Annotated in this window: 14 protein-coding genes; 13 read left to right on the forward strand and 1 reads right to left on the reverse strand. The window is 57.2% G+C overall.

Annotated features, from left to right (window positions below):
• Positions 1-197 precede the first annotated feature (197 nt).
• From Q0903_RS13110 to Q0903_RS13170, 13 genes are all read left to right on the forward strand, one after another.
• Complete coding sequence (locus Q0903_RS13110) at positions 198-2492, forward strand: bifunctional salicylyl-CoA 5-hydroxylase/oxidoreductase (RefSeq protein WP_299416111.1); 2295 nt, start codon at positions 198-200, stop codon at positions 2490-2492.
• Positions 2489-3229 carry an SDR family NAD(P)-dependent oxidoreductase gene (locus Q0903_RS13115; RefSeq protein ID WP_299416114.1) on the forward strand — a complete coding sequence of 247 codons (741 nt, stop codon included), beginning with the start codon at positions 2489-2491 and terminating at the stop codon, positions 3227-3229. The genes Q0903_RS13110 and Q0903_RS13115 overlap by 4 nt, the downstream gene beginning before the upstream one ends.
• Complete coding sequence (locus Q0903_RS13120; protein WP_299023465.1) at positions 3226-3702, forward strand: MarR family transcriptional regulator; 477 nt, start codon at positions 3226-3228, stop codon at positions 3700-3702. Before Q0903_RS13115 ends, Q0903_RS13120 begins: the two co-directional genes overlap by 4 nt.
• On the forward strand, positions 3699-4505 hold the full coding sequence (locus Q0903_RS13125) for an enoyl-CoA hydratase family protein (RefSeq protein WP_299023466.1): 807 nt from the start codon (positions 3699-3701) through the stop codon (positions 4503-4505). Before Q0903_RS13120 ends, Q0903_RS13125 begins: the two co-directional genes overlap by 4 nt.
• Positions 4505-5668 (forward strand): acyl-CoA dehydrogenase family protein, encoded by a 1164-nt coding sequence (locus Q0903_RS13130; protein WP_299416118.1) that lies wholly within the window; start codon positions 4505-4507, stop codon positions 5666-5668. The genes Q0903_RS13125 and Q0903_RS13130 overlap by 1 nt, the downstream gene beginning before the upstream one ends.
• A gap of 19 nt (positions 5669-5687) precedes the next feature.
• A complete protein-coding gene (locus Q0903_RS13135; protein WP_299416121.1) occupies positions 5688-7304 on the forward strand; it encodes an AMP-binding protein in 1617 nt (538 codons plus the stop codon).
• Between the two features lie 60 nt (positions 7305-7364).
• Positions 7365-7769, forward strand: coding sequence for a RidA family protein (locus tag Q0903_RS13140; RefSeq protein WP_299416124.1), 405 nt, complete (start codon positions 7365-7367; stop codon positions 7767-7769).
• Between the two features lie 81 nt (positions 7770-7850).
• On the forward strand, positions 7851-8729 hold the full coding sequence (locus tag Q0903_RS13145) for a LysR family transcriptional regulator (RefSeq protein ID WP_299023472.1): 879 nt from the start codon (positions 7851-7853) through the stop codon (positions 8727-8729).
• A gap of 94 nt (positions 8730-8823) precedes the next feature.
• Complete coding sequence (locus tag Q0903_RS13150; RefSeq protein ID WP_299023474.1) at positions 8824-9648, forward strand: putative hydro-lyase; 825 nt, start codon at positions 8824-8826, stop codon at positions 9646-9648.
• 28 nt (positions 9649-9676) lie between these two features.
• Positions 9677-10714, forward strand: coding sequence for a TRAP transporter substrate-binding protein (locus Q0903_RS13155; RefSeq protein WP_299023475.1), 1038 nt, complete (start codon positions 9677-9679; stop codon positions 10712-10714).
• 69 nt (positions 10715-10783) lie between these two features.
• The gene (locus Q0903_RS13160; protein WP_299023478.1) at positions 10784-11347 is read left to right on the forward strand and encodes a TRAP transporter small permease; all 564 of its coding nucleotides are present in this window, start codon (positions 10784-10786) and stop codon (positions 11345-11347) included.
• Positions 11348-11351: 4 nt separating this feature from the next.
• Positions 11352-12635, forward strand: coding sequence for a TRAP transporter large permease (locus Q0903_RS13165; RefSeq protein WP_299416129.1), 1284 nt, complete (start codon positions 11352-11354; stop codon positions 12633-12635).
• Between the two features lie 70 nt (positions 12636-12705).
• A complete protein-coding gene (locus Q0903_RS13170) occupies positions 12706-16281 on the forward strand; it encodes a hydantoinase B/oxoprolinase family protein (RefSeq protein WP_299416131.1) in 3576 nt (1191 codons plus the stop codon).
• 64 nt (positions 16282-16345) lie between these two features.
• On the opposite strand, the gene Q0903_RS13175 is transcribed toward Q0903_RS13170, so the two are convergent.
• Positions 16346-18742 (reverse strand): DUF4214 domain-containing protein, encoded by a 2397-nt coding sequence (locus Q0903_RS13175; protein ID WP_299416134.1) that lies wholly within the window; start codon positions 18740-18742, stop codon positions 16346-16348.
• Between the last annotated feature and the right edge of the window lie 130 nt (positions 18743-18872).

Consider the following 18872-nt stretch of genomic DNA (forward strand, 5'->3'; position numbering starts at 1 on the left):
TCCCAGACATCGCACTATGGCTGCCAGAAACCGCAAAAACATTCAGATAATATAAAACCTAAAAATACTAAAAGTGCGCCATAGGCAATTGCTTTGACCCCATATATTTTGAGTATAAAATATTTGACCTTGAAATTAAAAAGACCCCCTTCTAGGCTGATAGAAACTGCCACATCAAAACGAGGGGATTGTTGTATATGCGCATTGCTTGTCTGGGCGGAGGGCCTGCGGGCCTATATTTTGCGATCTCGATGAAATTGCGCGATCCGGCCTGTGATGTGGTTGTATTCGAGCGCAACCGCGCCGACGACACTTTTGGCTGGGGCGTCGTTCTCTCGGACGAAACACTGGGTAATCTGGCTGCAAATGACCCTGTCAGTGCTGCCAGTATCCGCGATCATTTTGCATATTGGGACGATGTCGCAACGCTCCATAAGGGGCAAAAGATGCTTTCGACCGGTCACGGGTTTTGCGGGATCGGGCGCAAACGTCTGCTGATGATCCTTCAGGCGCGGGCGGCAGAGTTGGGCGTTGATCTACGCTTTGAGACCGAGGTGGGTGCGGCCTCTGACTACATGAGCGACTTTGACGTCGTGGTCGCGTGCGACGGGTTGAACTCGAAAACGCGGATGGAATTTGCCGAGACGTTCAAGCCCGACATCGACACGCGGCTTTGTCCCTTTGTCTGGCTGGGCACACATCAGAAATTCGATGATGCCTTTACCTTTATCTTCGAAGAGACAGAAAAAGGCTGGGTCTGGGCGCATGCTTATCAGTTTGACGATGATACAGCGACATTCATCGTCGAATGTAGCCAGCAAACCTATGACGCCTACGGCTTTGCCGACATGTCGCAACAACAAAGCATTGCAGTCTGTGAGGAAATCTTCAAAGACCACCTCGGCGGCCATTCCCTGATGACAAACGCCAACCACATTCGTGGCTCTGCCTGGATCAAATTTCCCCGCGTTCTATGCGAGAAATGGAGCCACGAAAATGTCGTGCTGATGGGCGATGCGGCTGCAACCGCGCATTTCTCGATCGGGTCCGGCACCAAGCTGGCACTCGAGAGCGCGATATCACTGGCCGAGCATCTCCACCAGAGTGCTACCTTGCCCGAGGCGTTTACCAATTATGAGGAGATGCGCCGCCTTGAGGTATTGCGCCTGCAATCGGCAGCGCGCAATTCGGTTGAATGGTTCGAGGACGTAGAGCGGTATCTGCATCTCGACCCTGTTCAGGTCAATTACTCCTTGTTGACGCGCAGCCAGCGGATCAGCCACGAGAACCTGCGCGCCCGCGATCCGGTCTGGCTGGCCTCTGCCGAAAAGTGGTTTCTCGACCAGGCAGGTGCAGACACCAACGGCCCTGCCCGCGCGCCGATGTTCGCCCCCTTCAAGCTGCGCGATATGCAATTGAAAAACCGCATCGTCCTGTCCCCCATGGCGCAGTACAAGGCGGTGGACGGCACGCCAACCGACTGGCACCTTATCCACTACGGCGAGCGGGCCAAGGGCGGCGCAGGACTTGTCTATACAGAAATGACCTGTACCTCTGCCGAAGGCCGCATCACGCCCGGCTGCCCCGGCCTTTATAAGCCAGAGCATGAGGCGGCTTGGGCGCGGCTGGTGAACTTCGTCCATACCGAAACCGAAGCAATGGTCTGCTGCCAGATCGGTCATGCTGGGCGGAAAGGCTCAACCAAGATCGGATGGGAGGGCATGGACACCCCGCTGAAGTCAGGCAACTGGCCGCTCCTTTCGGCCTCTGCCATTCCGTGGAGTGATAGCAACGCGGTACCACGGGCCATGACACGTGACGATATGGACGCCGTAAAGGCGGAGTTTGTAGGCGCAACCGAGATGGCGCAGCGGGCTGGTTTTGACATGATCGAACTGCACGCCGCGCACGGCTATCTGATCTCGTCTTTTATCTCGCCGCTGTCCAACATCCGCACGGATGAATATGGCGGTAGTCTGGAAAACCGGATGCGCTATCCACTGGAAGTGTTTGCCGCAATGCGCGCCGTCTGGCCCGAGGGCAAACCGATGGCCGTGCGGATCTCGGCCAATGACTGGGCAGGCGATGATGGTGTCACACCACAAGACGCTGTCGAAATCGCGCAGATGTTCGAGGCTGCAGGTGCGGACATTATCGACGTCTCGGCCGGTCAGACCTCGACGCAAGGGCAACCTGTATATGGCCGCATGTTCCAGACGCCCTTCTCGGACCGCATTCGCAACGAGGCAGGGATCAAGACTATGGCCGTAGGCAACATCTATGAGGCCGATCACGTCAACTCGATCCTGATGGCGGGCCGTGCAGATCTGGTTTGCCTTGCGCGTCCGCATCTGGCCGATCCCTACTGGACACTGCACGCTGCAACCGAATTGGGCGACCGCCACGAAAAATGGCCCCTGCCCTATGAGGCTGGCCGCGATCAGGCATGGCGACTGGCGGAACGCGCTGCCGAAATGGCGGAGAAAGTATGAGCACGCCGCGACATGCCGTTGTGACAGGCGGTGGGACTGGAGTCGGCGCACAGATTGCGCACGCTCTTGCGGGTGCAGGCATGGCCGTGACCATAATGGGGCGGACCGAAGAGCCACTCAGACTGCAGAACCTGCCTTATCAGCTATGCGATGTGACCGACCCCGATGCAGTTCGCACGGCATTTACAGCAGCGCGTGACGCCCAAGGCCCGATCACGATTGTCATCGCAAATGCAGGAGACGCGGCCAGCATCCCCTTTGCCAAGATGACCGTGGATGATCTCAAACGCATGACAGATGTGAACCTCGCTGGTGTGTTCAATGTCTGGCAGGCAGCCCTGCCCGATATGAAAGCCACAGACAGCGGGCGGATGATCGCGATTGCTTCAACCGCTGGTCTCAAAGGCTATCCTTATGTGTCGGGCTATTGCGCAGCCAAACACGGTGTTGTCGGACTGACCCGCGCACTGTCTCTGGAACTGGCCAAGACTGGCATCACAGTCAACGCAATTTGCCCTGGCTTCATCGAGACACCGATGCTGGAGCGTTCCATCGACAATATCGTTGCGAAAACGGGCATGTCGGCCAATGATGCGGCGACGTCGCTGACCAAGGGCAACCCGCAGCGCCGCTTCATCCAAACGGATGAAGTCGCCAGCGCGGCACTCTGGCTCTGCTCAGATGCGGCGCGTTCGGTCAACGGTCACACGCTAAGCCTGTCAGGGGGAGAGATATGACACAGACGCACCAAACCCCGATTGCCGATCCAGCGTCGAAAGAGCGGCTGCGGCTCTGGCTCCGGTTTCTCAAGGCCAGTCGCGCTATCGAGGCACAATTACGAGAGAACCTGCGGGTTGAATTCGCGTCAACTCTGCCGCGCTTTGACGTGATGGCTGCCCTCAGCCGCTTTGAGGACGGCCTCAAGATGAGCCAGCTGTCAGGTGTTCTCAAAGTATCCAACGGCAATGTCACAGGTATCGTGGACCGTCTGGCCGAGGACGGCCTGATTGTGCGCGTCCCCGTTCCGGGTGACAGACGCGCCACGCTGGTGCGCATGACCACCCGCGGACGCGAGGAATTCGCGCGTCAGGCCGCGGCACACGAAGCATGGATAAACGAGATGCTCATTGATTTCTCGGGCAGCGAAGCAACAGATATCGCCCTTCGGCTAGAGCAGCTCGACAAAAGTTTACAGGAGAAGACCCCATGACCACCCGCACCGATGTCACCCACTTTCACTGCTCTATCAAAGACGGCATCGCGACCGTGCGGCTGGACCGCCCCGAGCGTAAAAACCCGCTGACCTTTGACAGCTACGCCGAGCTGCGCGACTGGTTTCGTGATCTGGTCTATTCCGACGATGTAAACGCTGTGGTCTTTGCATCCAACGGCGGCAACTTCAGCTCTGGTGGAGACGTCCATGACATTATCGGGCCGCTAACGAAAATGTCGATGAAAGAGCTGCTGACATTTACGCGCATGACGGGCGATCTGGTCAAAGCAATCGTGAACTGCGGCAAACCCGTGATTGCCGCCATTGATGGTGTCTGTGTGGGCGCAGGTGCGATTATCGCCATGGCTTCCGATCTGCGTGTGGCGACACCGCAGGCAAAATGCGCGTTTTTGTTTACCCGCGTGGGCCTTGCGGGCTGCGATATGGGCGCTTGTGCCATCCTGCCCCGTATCATCGGTCAAGGCCGCGCGGCAGAGCTTCTTTATACTGGCCGCTCGATGAGCGCGGATGAAGGGGCTGCCTGGGGATTTTATAACAAGGTGGTCGAGGCAGACGCGCTTGAGGACGAAGCCACCGCCTTGGCGGCGCGCATCGCAGCGGGGCCGAACTTTGCCAATATGATGACCAAAACCATGCTGGCGCAGGAATGGTCCATGTCGATCGAACAGGCCATCGAGGCCGAGGCACAGGCGCAGGCCATCTGCATGAAAACCGCCGATTTCGAGCGCGCCTACAACGCCTTCGTCGCAAAAGAAAAACCAGTATTCGAGGGCAACTGATGGCTGATAAAACCTTCCTGAATTGGCCCTTTTTCGAGGACCGCCACCGCGATCTTGCAGCGCGTCTGGACGCTTGGGCCAGCAAAGAGCTGGCAGCGATTGATCACAGCGATACAGACACTGCGTGCAAATCACTCGTTGCTGCTTTGGGCCGTGGCGGTTGGCTAAAGCACGCAGCCGTCGATCCCGATAGCGAGGCACCACTGGACGTCCGCGCGCTGTGCCTCATTCGTGAGACACTGGCGCGCCATGACGGGTTGGCCGATTTTGCTTTTGCAATGCAGGGGCTTGGGACAGGTGCAATATCCCTGTTCGGAACCGATGCGCAGAAACGCGACTGGCTGCCGAAGATACGCGCAGGTGAGGCGATCTCGGCCTTTGCGCTGACAGAACCGCAGTCAGGCTCGGACGTGGCCAATTCTACCATGACGGCCACCCGCGATGGCGACCACTATGTGCTGAACGGTGAAAAGACGTGGATATCGAACGGCGGCATCGCCGATGTTTATACCACATTCGCCCGCACGGGCGATGCGGCGGGTGCCAAGGGGCTATCGGCCTTTATTGTTCCCGCAGACACGAAAGGGCTGGAGATCGCCGAACGCCTTGATACGATCGCGCCGCACCCGCTCGCCACCTTGCGCTTTACCGATTGCCGCGTGCCTGCGGCAGCCATGCTTGCGGGCAGCGGCGATGGTTTCAAAATTGCAATGGGCGTGCTGGATGTGTTCCGTTCAACCGTAGCGGCGGCCGCTCTGGGTTTTGCCCGCCGTGCGCTGGACGAGGCATTGAACCGCACCACCTCGCGCCACGTCCAAGGCGCACCGCTGTTCGAACTACAGATGGTACAGGGCCATATCGCAGATATGGCTGTGGACGTCGATGCAAGTGCACTGCTCATTTATCGTGCAGCATGGACCAAAGACAGCGGCGCCACCCGCATCACGCGTGAGGCCGCGATGGCAAAGCTCTTTTCGACGGATCAGGCACAAAAGGTAATCGACAAAGCCGTACAACTGCATGGCGGTGACGGCGTCCGCTCGGGCGAGACTGTCGAAAAGCTCTATCGTGAAATCCGCGCGCTACGCATCTACGAAGGTGCTTCTGACGTCCAGCGGGTCATAATCGCGCGCCAGACGCTGGGCGCCCACTCCAAACCTTAGTCACCCCTCGGGAGGTCCCATGTTTGCCGCATCCGCACACGTCGATACCTTTGCTCGCGATAACCTGCCCCCTGCCGCGCAGATGCCGGACTTTCTGCTGGACCGGTTCGACTATCCCGAACGCCTGAACGCGGGGTTTGAACTTACCGATGCGATGGTGGCCAAAGGATTTGGCGACAACATCGCGTTGGTCGGCAATGGCAGGCGACGGACCTACAAAGAGCTGACGGACTGGACCAACCGTCTGGCCCATGCGCTGGTGGATGATCTAGGGCTTCAGCCGGGCAACCGCGTGCTGATCCGCTCTGCCAACAATCCTGCTATGGTAGCTTGCTGGCTGGCTGCGACCAAAGCGGGCGCCGTTGTTGTCAACACAATGCCCATGTTGCGTGCAGGCGAATTGGGCCAGATCGTGGATAAGGCACAGATTACACACGCGCTCTGCGATACCCGCCTGATGGAGGAAATGGACGCCTGCGCCGCCAACAGCAAATACTTGAAACATGTGATATGTTTCGACGGAACATCGAACCATGACGCAGAACTTGACCGTTTGGCGCTGGAAAAACCAGTGCAATTCACCTCTGTCGCCACCGCGCTGGACGATGTCGCCCTGCTTGGATTTACATCAGGCACCACAGGCGCACCCAAAGCAACGATGCACTTTCACCGAGATCTGATGATCATCGCGGATGGCTATGCCAGCGAGGTTCTGGGGGTTACATCCGATGATGTTTTTGTCGGCTCGCCCCCCTTGGCCTTCACATTCGGTTTGGGCGGACTGGCGATCTTTCCCCTGCGGTTCGGCGCGACAGCGACCCTGCTGGAGCAGGCCTCCCCCCCGAACATGATCGAAATTATCCAGAAGTATAAGGCCACAGTCTGCTTTACCGCACCGACAGCATATCGTGCGATGCTGGCCGCGATGGATCAGGGCGCTGATCTGTCCAGTCTGCGCGCTGCCGTGTCGGCCGGAGAGACACTGCCCGCCCCCGTCTACCATGACTGGATCAAAAAGACCGGCAAACCCATGCTGGACGGCATCGGCGCAACCGAGATGTTGCATATCTTTATCTCCAATCGGTTCGACGATCATAAGCCCTCCTGCACAGGCCGAGTTGTCGACGGATATGAGGCCAAGATCATCGGGCCGGACGGTAACGAAGTGCCTTTGGGCACTGTGGGCCGCTTGGCCGTGCGCGGGCCAACCGGTTGTCGCTATTTGGGCGATGATCGGCAAATCGGCTATGTCCAAGACGGCTGGAACATCACAGGCGATGCCTTTGTGATGGACGCCGAAGGCTATCTGCATTTCGCCGCGCGCAATGATGATATGATCGTCAGCTCAGGCTATAACATTGCAGGACCAGAGGTAGAGGCAGCGCTGCTATCACATCCATCTGTTTTGGAATGTGCAGTAGTTGGCGTGGCCGATCCCGAACGGGGAATGATCGTGCAGGCCCATGTTGTATTGGCTGACCCGCACCCGACAGCAGAGACGGCGAAGACCTTGCAAGACCATGTCAAAGCCACCATCACCCCTTACAAATATCCTCGCAGCGTCGTTTTTGTTGCGGAGCTGCCCAAGACCCAAACTGGCAAAATCCAGCGTTTCATGCTGAAACAGCCATCGTAAACGGCCCGTACCCTAATTTTAAGACCATTCCTGTTCAACAGCCCACTTTCGGAGAAGACCATGACAGCCAGAACAATCCAGCCGACCAACTGGGCACCCGCCAAAGGCTACGCAAACGGCATGCTGGCGCAAGATGGCACGCTGTATATCGGTGGGCAAATTGGCTGGAATGCAGACCAAATCTTTGAAAGCCATGATTTCATCGGGCAGATGGAGCAAGCATTGCACAACATTGTCGCTATTGTAGAAGCTGCAGGCGGCAGCATCACAGATATTACGCGGCTTACGTGGTTTGTGATCGACAAGGCAGAATATGTGGCGCGCCAACGCGAGGTTGGCGAGGTTTACCGCCGCGTTTTGGGCCGCCATTTCCCCGCAATGTCCATGTTGGTGGTCGCAGGTCTGGTAGAAGATGACGCGCTGTTAGAGATAGAGGCGACAGCCTATCTCGGGCCAGATGCCTGAGGCATCGAAAGCAACATATAAATCTTGCTCCAAGCCTTGTTAATCAATAGCCAAAGGATCTGATAAATATTATGAATAGCCATGACATTCGATCAGATCAAAACCTTTCTATGGGTTGCACGGCTGGGCGGCTTTCGCAAAGCAGCCGAGCGGCTGCATCTCTCCCAACCTGCTGTCTCGACCCGCATCGCCAATCTTGAAGACGAACTCCGCGTTCCCTTGTTCGAGCGCGGTCCCGGTGATCTGGTTTTGACAAAACACGGCACCTTGCTGATTTCCTATGCCGAGCAGATGTTGTTCGTGGAAGAAGAAATCAAACAGCGCGTCGCCAACCCCTCCGAAGCCAAAGGCCTGTTTCGTGTAGGTGCGTCAGAGACGATTGCTCAGGCATGGCTGCCCGAATTTCTCAAAGCGTTCAGCCAGCAATATCCCAACGTCAACGTCGATCTGACAGTCGATATCTCTCTCAACCTGCGCGCCGCTCTGTTGGAGCGGCGGCTGGATCTGGTATTTCTCATGGGACCTGTCTCCGAGTTCACGGTCGAAAACGTGGCACTGCCGCCGTTCGATCTGCATTGGTACCGCTCGACCCAGAACCCCCAGACCGATCTGGGCGCGATTCCCATCATTTCGTACTCCAGCAAAACCCGCCCCTACCGCGAGCTGATGTCGGAGCTGTCGCGCAGGGTTGGCCCGCAATTGCGCGTTTATGCTTCGGCCTCTTTGTCCGCCAGTCTCAAGATGATTGCGGCGGGAATCGCGGTGGGTCCATACCCCCGCGCCTTGGCAGATGATTTTTTGCGCACGGGCCAGATTGTAGAATTCGATCCGGGCTTCAGACCCTCGCCGCTCCAGTTCACGGCGTCGTATCTGTCAGAACCCCGCAGCTTTCTTGTTGAAAACAGTGCAGAAATCGCGCAGCAGGTCGCGACAGACTGGGATGCGTCGCACCCCAAGTAGTTTCGCAAAATCTATCACAACCGATACAAAATGATAATTTGCATGGATTGCATGTCTCGTGGGATGTTTTTTGAACATCACAGGGGCATCCGCCATGACCAAACAGACCCTTTCCCATTCCGAGCTGATCGCAGCCGCACCAGAACAAGTGCGCAGCGCAATTCGCCACGGTACCTACAATGGACACACCGCCGGATTGGCCGCCGGAAAGCTGCAATGCAACCTTGCTATTTTGCCAGAACGCTTTGCGCTGGATTTCCTGCGCTTTTGCCAGCGCAATCCCAAACCCTGCCCCGTGGTTGGCGTAAGCGACAGCGGCAATCCGAACTTGCCCACCCTTGGCCGCGACATTGATATCCGCACGGATGTCTCGCAATACCGCGTCTTTAAAGATGGCGTGTTCATTGAGGAAGTCGCGGACATTACAGCGTTGTGGGCCGATGATCTAGTCACTGTCGCGCTTGGTTGTTCGTTCACCTTCGAGAACGCACTGCTGCGCAACAACATACCGGTCCGGCATATCGAAACAGGGCGCAATGTGCCCATGTACCGCTCGAACATTGATCTGATGCCAGCGGGGCCTTTTGCAGGCAAAATGGTCGTGACCATGCGCCCGATCCCGCAAGCCCAAGTGGAACAGGCCCGCAAGATCAGCGCACGCTATCCCCATGCCCACGGTGCGCCTATCGGCTTTGGCGATCCCTCTACAATTGGCATTGATGATCTGGCCCTGCCCGATTGGGGCGATGCGGTCGAGGTCAAGGAAGGCGAAGTTCCCGTCTATTGGGCCTGCGGTGTCACCCCCCAGAACGTCCTGCTGGATGCGCAACTGCCGCTGTGCATCACCCATTCCCCTGGTCACATGCTGATCGCCGATGTGGCCGAGGACGCCGAAACAACAATCCTACCCCCGCAATAAATCAAAAACGACCAACAAGGAGAGAAACATGAAAAAGATGACAACTGCCATTGCGGCCCTTGCCCTGACCGCCAGCGCGGCGATGGCCGATGGCCCTGTAGTGCTGAACGCTGTTGGCACATGGTCCAGCCTGACCAACTACCAGAAACACGAAGAGCCGTTTTTCAACACCCGACTGAGCGAAGCATCGGGTGGCCAGATGATCGGCAAAATCCAGTCGCAATCCGGTCTGGGCCTCAAAGGGTTCGAGATTATGCGTCTTGTAAAAAACGGTGTCTTTGACTTTGCCTTCGGCCTGCCCGGCTATGTGGCAGCCGAGAACGCAATCTTCGAAGGCGCCGATCTATCGTCGCTCACCCAAGACATCGAAACACAACGCAAAGTCTCCGAGGCCTATTTTCCAACTCTCGAGACAGCTTTTGCCGATATCTACAACGCCAAGCTGCTGATGCTATACCCGTTCCCCAGCCAGACCCTGTGGTGCAATGGCGAGGTGAACGGCATTGCAGACCTGAAAGGCAAAAAAATCCGCGTTTACTCAACCACTTTGGGTGATTTTGTTGAAGGCGTGGGCGGCACCTCCGTGACGGTATCGTTCTCCGAAGTAATCCCTGCGCTGGAAAAAGGCGTGGTTGACTGCGCAATCACCGGCACCATGTCGGCCTATACCGCCAAATGGAACCAAGTCGCGACCCACGCCTATACGCTGCGCGTGGGCTGGGGGTTGGCCTTTGGCGCGATGAACATGGACAAATGGAACAGCCTGTCGGACGCTCAACAGACAATGTTGCAAACCGAAATCGCCACACTCAATGATGCTATGTGGGCCGAAACCGCCACAGAAGATGATGTGGCAATCTCCTGCATCACAGGCGGTGAATGTGCCATCGGCGAAGCAGGCGCCATGACCCTGGTCGAGCCATCGGCCGCTGATCTGGCGCTGCGTGATACCATCGCGACAGATGTTGTTCTGGCCCGCTGGGCCGAACGTTGCGGGACCGAATGTGCTGCCAACTGGAACGAGACTGTAGGCTCCATTCTGGGCCTGACTGCCCAAGCCAAGTAACGCAATACGGCCCGATGTGGCGGTGATCTGCCGCCGCATCACCGAACACTTTGTGCACAGGAAATCAGGATGTTAGAGAAACTACTTCATTCAACCCGCACCTTCAGCCTGTGGCTGACATGGCTCGGCGGCTCGTTGATCGTTCTGTCGGCATTTCTGGTCACTACCGAAGTGTTCTTGCGCAAGTTCTTCAACATATCGCTGGGGGGCGCAGACGAGATTTCGGGCTATGCCTTTGGCGTCGCAACCGCCCTTGCCCTGTCTTATGCCCTGTTTGAGCGTGCCCACATCCGCGTGGATGCCTTGCTGGGCGCATTTCCCAAATCCTTGCACAATCTGATCAATCTTTTTGGCATGATCATGCTCGTCGGTTTTGCGGCTGTTGTTGTCTATAATGTCTGGTCCATGGTCGCCGATACGCTTGAAAACGGCTCGCGCTCGATCACACCTATGCGTGTTCCACTGGCATGGCCACAAATCCCTTGGCTGCTGGGTTGGATGTTCTTTGTCTTTTCAGGGGTGCTTTTGTGCCTTGTCGCGATCAAACGCATGTTGGCAGGCGATACCGCAGGCACCCAAGACCTGATCGGCGTGAAATCCCTCGACGAACAAATCTCAGACGAGACGGTATAAACTGATGTTAATCAAAACGCTCCTTATCCTGCTGGGTCTCATCGGTCTGGCCGTTCCCATCGCCGCATCCCTTGGCTGGCTGGGTCTCATCTTGCAATTCACTGACAGCCCCATGCCGCTGCACCGCGCGATTTCGGATATGGCATGGCAAACCTCGACCGATTTCCTGCTGGTGGCGATCCCGATGTTCGTGCTGATGGGCGAGGTACTGCTGCGCGCTGGCATCACCGAGCGGATGTATGACGGTATCGTCAAATGGTTAGGCTGGCTGCCGGGCGGATTGATGCACTCCAACATCGGCTCATCGGCCCTGTTCGCAGCCACCTCGGGCTCTTCTGTGGCGACTGCTGCAACCATCGGCACTGTGGCCGTACCCCAGATTGAAAAGCGCGGCTATAACGAGAGCTTGTTTCTGGGCACAGTTGCCGCAGGCGGTACGCTGGGTATCCTGATCCCGCCGTCAATCAACCTGATCCTCTACGGCCTGCTCACCAATACATCCGTGCCAGAGCTGTACCTCGCGGGCTTTTTACCCGGTTTTCTGTTAGCAGTATTGTTCATGGCCACAATCGTCGTCGCCTGCATGGTCAAGCCTGAATGGGGCGGCGAAGCCCTGCGCCATACTTGGGCCGAGCGGTTCGCCGCGCTGCCCGCCCTCGTCCCGCCTTTGGGCATATTCGTGGTTGTCGTAGGCTCGATCTATGCAGGTCTGGCCACCCCGACAGAAGCGGCCGCATTGGGTGTTGTCGCCGCAATGGCGCTTGCTACGCTGAATCGTAAAATGTCGATCGACATGATGCGTCAGGCCATTGAAGGCACAATGCGCACCACCGCAATGATCATGCTGATCATCATCGCCGCAGTCTTTCTGAACTTTGTCCTTTCCATCATCGGACTGACACAAGCACTAACCGACTTTGTCACCGGCCTTGGCTGGTCGCCGATGCAAACCATGCTCTTGATCGTGGCCGTGCTGGTCCTGATCGGCTGCTTTATGGAGACACTCTCCATGCTGCTGACGATGGCTCCGCTTATCACGCCGATTGTCGTCGCTCTCGGGTTTGATCCCGTCTGGTTCGGTATTCTGCTTATGGTCCTGCTGGAGACAGCACTGATCACACCGCCCATCGGCATCAACCTTTACGTGGTGCAGGGCATTCGCAAATCGGGCCCGATGATCGACGTAATCAAAGGCGCGCTGCCCTTTGTAGTCACCATGTTCGTGATGCTGGGGCTCTTGCTGGCCTTCCCGAACCTCGCGCTTTGGTTGCCGTCTTTGGTCTACTAACGCCGCACTATTCTTAAACATCAACAATACTGACTGCTGGGACACCGCCAGCATATAAAGGAGCTGTGCCATGTGGCAATTTTGGGTAGATCGCGGGGGCACGTTCACAGATATCGTGGCAAAGACCCCCCAAGGCACTTTGCAGACGCACAAGCTGTTGTCCGAGAACCCCGAAGCCTATGCAGATGCCGCCGTGCACGGGATCCGCCAGCTGCTGGGGTTGGGCGCGAGTGATCCGATCCCCGACGGGCAGATCGGCGCGGTCAAAATGGGCACCACGGTCGCTACCAACGCGCTGTTGGAGCGCAAGGGCGCGCGAACACTGTTGCTGATCACCAAAGGCATGGGCGATCTGCTGCGCATCGGGTTTCAGAACCGCCCGCACCTGTTTGATCTGGATATCCAATTGCCTGAATTGCTCTATGAGGACGTGATCGAGGTTGACGCACGGGTCTCGGCAGCTGGCGAAATGATCGTACCGCTTGACCCGAACACAGTGCGTACAGCACTTGAACAGGCCTACAGCGATGGCTACCGCTCGGTCGCGGTGGCCTTGATGCACAGCTACCGCTTTCACGATCACGAACAACAAATCGGCCAGATCGCTGACAACATCGGATTTCCCCAAATCTCACTCAGTCATCAGGCCAGCCCGCTGATCAAACTGGTGTCGCGCGGTGACACAGCCGTAGTGGATGCCTACCTGTCACCCATTTTACGACGATATGTCGGTCAGGTTTCCAGCGCACTTGGCACTGATATTCGCAATGGCGCGCGGCTCATGTTCATGCGCTCGAACGGCGGGCTGACAGATGCCAGCCTGTTCGAAGGACGCGATGCAATCCTCTCCGGCCCCGCGGGCGGCGTTGTCGGCATGGTCAGCACCGCGACAGAGCATGGGTATGACAGGCTGATCGGCTTTGACATGGGCGGCACATCGACCGACGTATGCCACTATGCAGGAGAGTTCGAGCGCAGTTTCGAGACAGAAGTTGCTGGGGTGCGAATGCGCGCACCCATGATGTCGATCCATACGGTGGCGGCGGGTGGCGGCTCTATCTTGTCCTACCGCGATGGCCGCATGCAGGTCGGTCCGGAAAGTGCGGGTGCAAACCCAGGACCTGCCGCGTACCGCCGCGGAGGGCCGCTGACGGTCACCGATTGCAACGTACTGCTGGGCAAACTCCAACCCGATCTGTTCCCCGCCGTCTTTGGCCCCAACGCTGACCAACCGCTGGATGTAGATATCGTACGCGAGAAATTCGCGCTTCTTGCGCAAGAGGTTGGAAATGGTCTGTCGGTTGAGGAAATCGCCCGCGGATACCTGCGCATCGCAGTCGAGAACATGGCAAACGCCATCAAGAAAATCAGCGTGCAACGCGGCTATGACGTGACAAAATACACCATGAACTGTTTTGGCGGAGCGGGTGGGCAACATGCCTGTCTTGTCGCAGATACACTGGGGATGGAGCGGATTTTCATCCATCCTTTCGCGGGCGTTTTGTCAGCCTTTGGCATGGGGCTGGCCGACGTGCGCGCCTTGCGCGAACACCAGTTCGGACGTCCCATCACCCACTTAAGCCAAGCCCACGCAGTGCTGGAGCGTATGGCCAAAGATGCAAGCAACGAAGTGAAAGCGCAAAGCATTGACGATGCAAACATCCGGATTGTCCGCACCGCCCATATCCGCCCCGATGGTGCGCAACAAACTCTCGAAGTGCCGTTTGGCACAGCTCATGACATGACCACCGCGTTCGAGGAAGCCCACAAACAGCGGTTCGGATTCGTTCCCGAAGGTGCGGCACTGGTGATCGAGGTTCTGACCGCAGAAGCGGTTGGCCAAACGGGAGAGACGGTGCTACTGCCCGAAAGCAACGAAACCGCCCCCTCTCATCGCTATGCGCAGATGTGGTCGGACGGCGCGGTGCGCGACACGCCTGTGATTGACAGGATGCATATGCGCACCGGCGACACCGTGCAGGGCCCTGCTATTCTACTCGACCCGACGGGCACCAATATCCTAGAAAGCGGCTGGCAGGCCCGCTGCATCGATGGTGGCTGTCTGGTGCTGGAGCGCCCGACACCACTGGCCCGCAACGAGGCTATCGGCACGCAGGTCGATCCGGTGATGCTGGAGGTGTTCAACAACTTGTTCATGTCTATCGCAGACCAGATGGGTGCGACCCTCGCAAACACGGCATATTCGGTCAACATCAAGGAAAGATACGATTTTTCCTGCGCGATCTTTGATCCACAGGGCGATCTGGTAGCCAACGCGCCCCATGTGCCTGTGCATCTCGGCTCCATGTCGCAAAGCGTGCGCACCATTCTGGACCAGAACGCGGGCAATATCCGGCCCGGTGATGTGTTCATGATGAACGATCCGTTTAACGGTGGTACCCATCTGCCCGATGTTACTGTGATTACCCCTGTCTTTGACGCCAGCGGCATGCAGATAATCTATACTGTGGCCAGCCGAGGCCACCACGCAGATATTGGCGGCACAACCCCAGGCTCTGCCCCGCCCGACAGCCGCACAATCGAAGAGGAAGGTATCCTGATCGACAATTTCCTGCTGGTGAGCCAAGGCAGACTGCGTGAAACACAGACACGCGCCCTGCTCGCCTCCGGTCGCTATCCCTGCCGCAATATAGATCAGAACATGGCCGACCTCTCGGCCCAGATCGCTGCCAATGCCACGGGCGTTAAAGAGCTGCAAAAGATCACCACACAGTTTGGCCAGACGACGGTACATGCCTACATGAAACACGTGCAGGCCAATGCCGAAGAATCCGTGCGCCGCGTGCTTGACGTCCTGCACGATTGCACCTTCACCTATCCCCTCGACAGTGGTGATCAAATCAGTGTTGCGATCACGGTTGACAAACCAGCGCGCGAAGCGAGGGTAGATTTCACTGGTACCTCGCCACAAAACACGCTGAACTATAATGCGCCGCTGGCGATCTGCCGCGCTGTAGTCCTCTATGTGTTTCGCACGCTGGTCGGCACCGATATTCCCATGAACGAAGGCTGCCTCAAACCGCTGACCCTCATTGTGCCCGAAGGCAGCATGATAAACCCCAATGCCCCCGCCGCCGTCATTTCGGGCAACACCGAAGTCAGCCAAGCCATCGCCGATACCCTCTATGGGGCTTTGGGTGTTATCGCGGGCAGTCAGGGCACAATGAACAATTTTGTCTATGGCAATGAGGCCTATCAGAATTATGAGACCATCTGTGGCGGTACAGGCGCAGGTGACGGGTTTCACGGCACCAGTGCGGTGCACAGTCACATGACAAACACCCGCATGACCGACCCCGAAGTTCTGGAAACACGCTTTCCCGTGCGGCTGGATGAGTTTTCCATCCGCGATGGATCTGGGGGTGTGGGCAAATATAACGGCGGCTGCGGCATTGTCAGACGGTTGCGGTTTTTGGAACCTGCCACTGTTACTGTCCTGTCTTCTCACCGTATCGTCGCACCCCATGGGGCGCAGGGCGGCGGCGCAGGTCAGACAGGTGAGAACAGCATCGAGCGCGCCAAGGGGCAAACCGAAATGTTGGACGGCAACGACGTCGCCCAGATGGCAGCGGGAGACGTCTTTGTGCTCAAATCCCCGGGCGGCGGTGGATTTGGCACCGCCTGATAAATACGCGCATCAGGCCATACCAAAGCACCACACTGGCACAGGTTTACCCTGTGTCAGTCCCCTACCCGAGGCTTAGCATATCCGAACCAGAGTCAAACAGCGCCCGATCATCAAATTCGATGGTTGTACCCAGATACGAGAACCCTTCGATCAACCCGTTGGACGAGGTTGACTGCACAAAATGCGAGAAAATATCGTCTGTTGATGTGAAACCAAAGCCAACAAACTCCAGCGTATCCCAATCCTCCAGATCAAGGATGCGGTGCGTGCCTTGGTCGGCTGCGTCAAAGACAAAGGTATCAGCCAATATACCGCCAACAAGCGTATTTGTTCCCGCACCCCCTTCGATCCGGTCATCCACGCCAATGCTGCGCATCCATGCCTCAAGATCTGCTTCGGTGCCAAGCTGGAACTCGCGGCTGTTTGAGAAACCAAGAACAACATCTTCGCGGGTAGAGCCGTTCGCGATTGCGTCCAACCAACCCGCCTGCCCTGCCGCATCCGCAGCGCGGTTCAATACGTTTTGATATAACAGTCCAACAAACGCGGCATCATCCAGTGCGCCATAGGTCGCCTGAAACTCTGCGCTGTTCACAAATCCGCCAACAGCATCCAGCACGGTCGAGCCTGATTGCAGCGCGTCCATCCAACCTGTGAACCCCGCAAGATCGGGGTCGCGGTCCAGCGTGGCGCGATAGATGCGGTAAATGTCATCCTGCACATCACCGAGATAAAGCGGGCTTTGAAATTCCCCGGCGGCAGCAAGCGTTTCCTGTTTGAACTCGGCGCTTTGTGAAAAGCCCAACACGACATCACGCCGCTCGGTGCCGCCCGCGATCTGCTCAAGCCAGCCTGCCCGCCCCGCAGCATCGGCCGCACGACCCAACACGTTCTGATAAAGCAAATCAACGAATGCACCGTCCTCCAACGCGCCGTACGTGTTCTGAAACTCCTTGCTGAGGATAAATCCATTCGCAATTTCACGAACTGTGCTGCTGCCTTCATATAGCTGCTGCGTCCACCCCAGCAGGCCGCCTGCGTCAGGTTCACGGTCCAGCGTGGCACGGTAAAGACGGTAGATATCAGAGCCCGTCTCTGTCGGGATCGGGAAGGGACTTGCGCTCAGGCTGAAGCTATCACCATAGATCAAATCGTCACCCGTGCCGCCCAACAGCGTGTCGGCTCCTGCCAAGCCAGTCAGCTTGTCGTCGCCCGCGCCGCCATCCAGCGTTTCGGCCTCTACAGTACCCGTGATGGTATCAGGCCCCGCCAGAGGATCGACAGGGGCAGTCACCCCGTCGATATCCACCAAAACAGCACCACCAGTCTCGTCTATTACCATCCCGCGCCCATCCGGCAGGATAACCGTATAGATCTGGCCGGTTACTGCCGCTGACGGATCCGGCCCCCGAAAGACGGACGCGCCCGCAGGTGTCCCGTCGGATGAGAACTCCTGCAAACGGAACAGCGGCCTGACGCTGCCATTGACCAGATCGTTCGTCTCATAACTTACGACAAACCCGCCCGTATCAAGTGCGTTCACTTGCGGAAAATACTGCGACTCAGCGGTCGCGTCTGGATTGCCCAAAAAGCTGTCACCGATCTGCGTGCCGTCAGGGTTGAAAATCTTTACGGTGATCCCAGTCTCGCCCATCGCTTCCGCGTTGGCATCGCTGTAGGCCACCACAATACGTTCATCTGTCAGGATATCTACACTTACGATGGACTGGCTCCCCAACCGTTCCAGCGAAAAATTGGTGCGCGGCGCAACATCAAAGGGGTCACCATCCGCGGTCCCGTCAGCCTTATAGAACTGTGCGGTAATCGGGCCTGCATATTGGAAAGTGCTAAAATCAATACGATTGTCTGTCGACACGACCAGCAGCCTGCCATCCGCCGCCTCAGCCACGTCATAGCCATTATCGGTAGAGCGGAAACCGGGCGACGTGACCGAGCCACCTGCAATTGTCCCGTCGGCGTTCAAAACCGTGAAACCGCCATCGTGGGCGATGGCAATCTTGTTGCCCGATGTCTGGATCGCGACCGAGTTTTCGGGCTGGAAATACGCCTCTACCCCGCTCACCTCCTGCGAGGGACCTGTCGGCGTGCCGTCAGCCGAAAAGCTGCGCGTATAATGCGTCGCCGTAAGCGGAAACAGCGTTTCTTCATCCACCGTAAAATGAACCGTAATCGTACCATCTGCATTTTCACGCGCAGCAAATGCGGTTTGCAAGGATAGCGCACCATCGGGTGCGGTTGCCGCATCCACACTGCGCGCAGCAATCAGCGTGGTTCCATCGACGCTGTGTACCGAAAAACGCGCCTCCTTCAGGCTGCTGTCGTACCACATAGATACAATTTTATCCGCACCCAACTGCTGGGAATGGACCGCCGTCAGCGCGGGAACGCCAGAAGTCAGATCATCAAGTGAAAGGGTATTTCCGAGTGTAATAGGCATGATTGGGCCTCCGAAAGCATATTGAAATAGTCATTACTAAAAAGTAGCAAAACAGCTAATGGCAGTACCATTCGCGATCGGCTCCTTTCGGTCAAGGTTTTTGACGCGCGCAGCACCATGCGCGAAACTT

The sequence above is a fragment of the uncultured Sulfitobacter sp. genome, assembly GCF_947502895.1.
Lineage (GTDB): Bacteria > Pseudomonadota > Alphaproteobacteria > Rhodobacterales > Rhodobacteraceae > Sulfitobacter.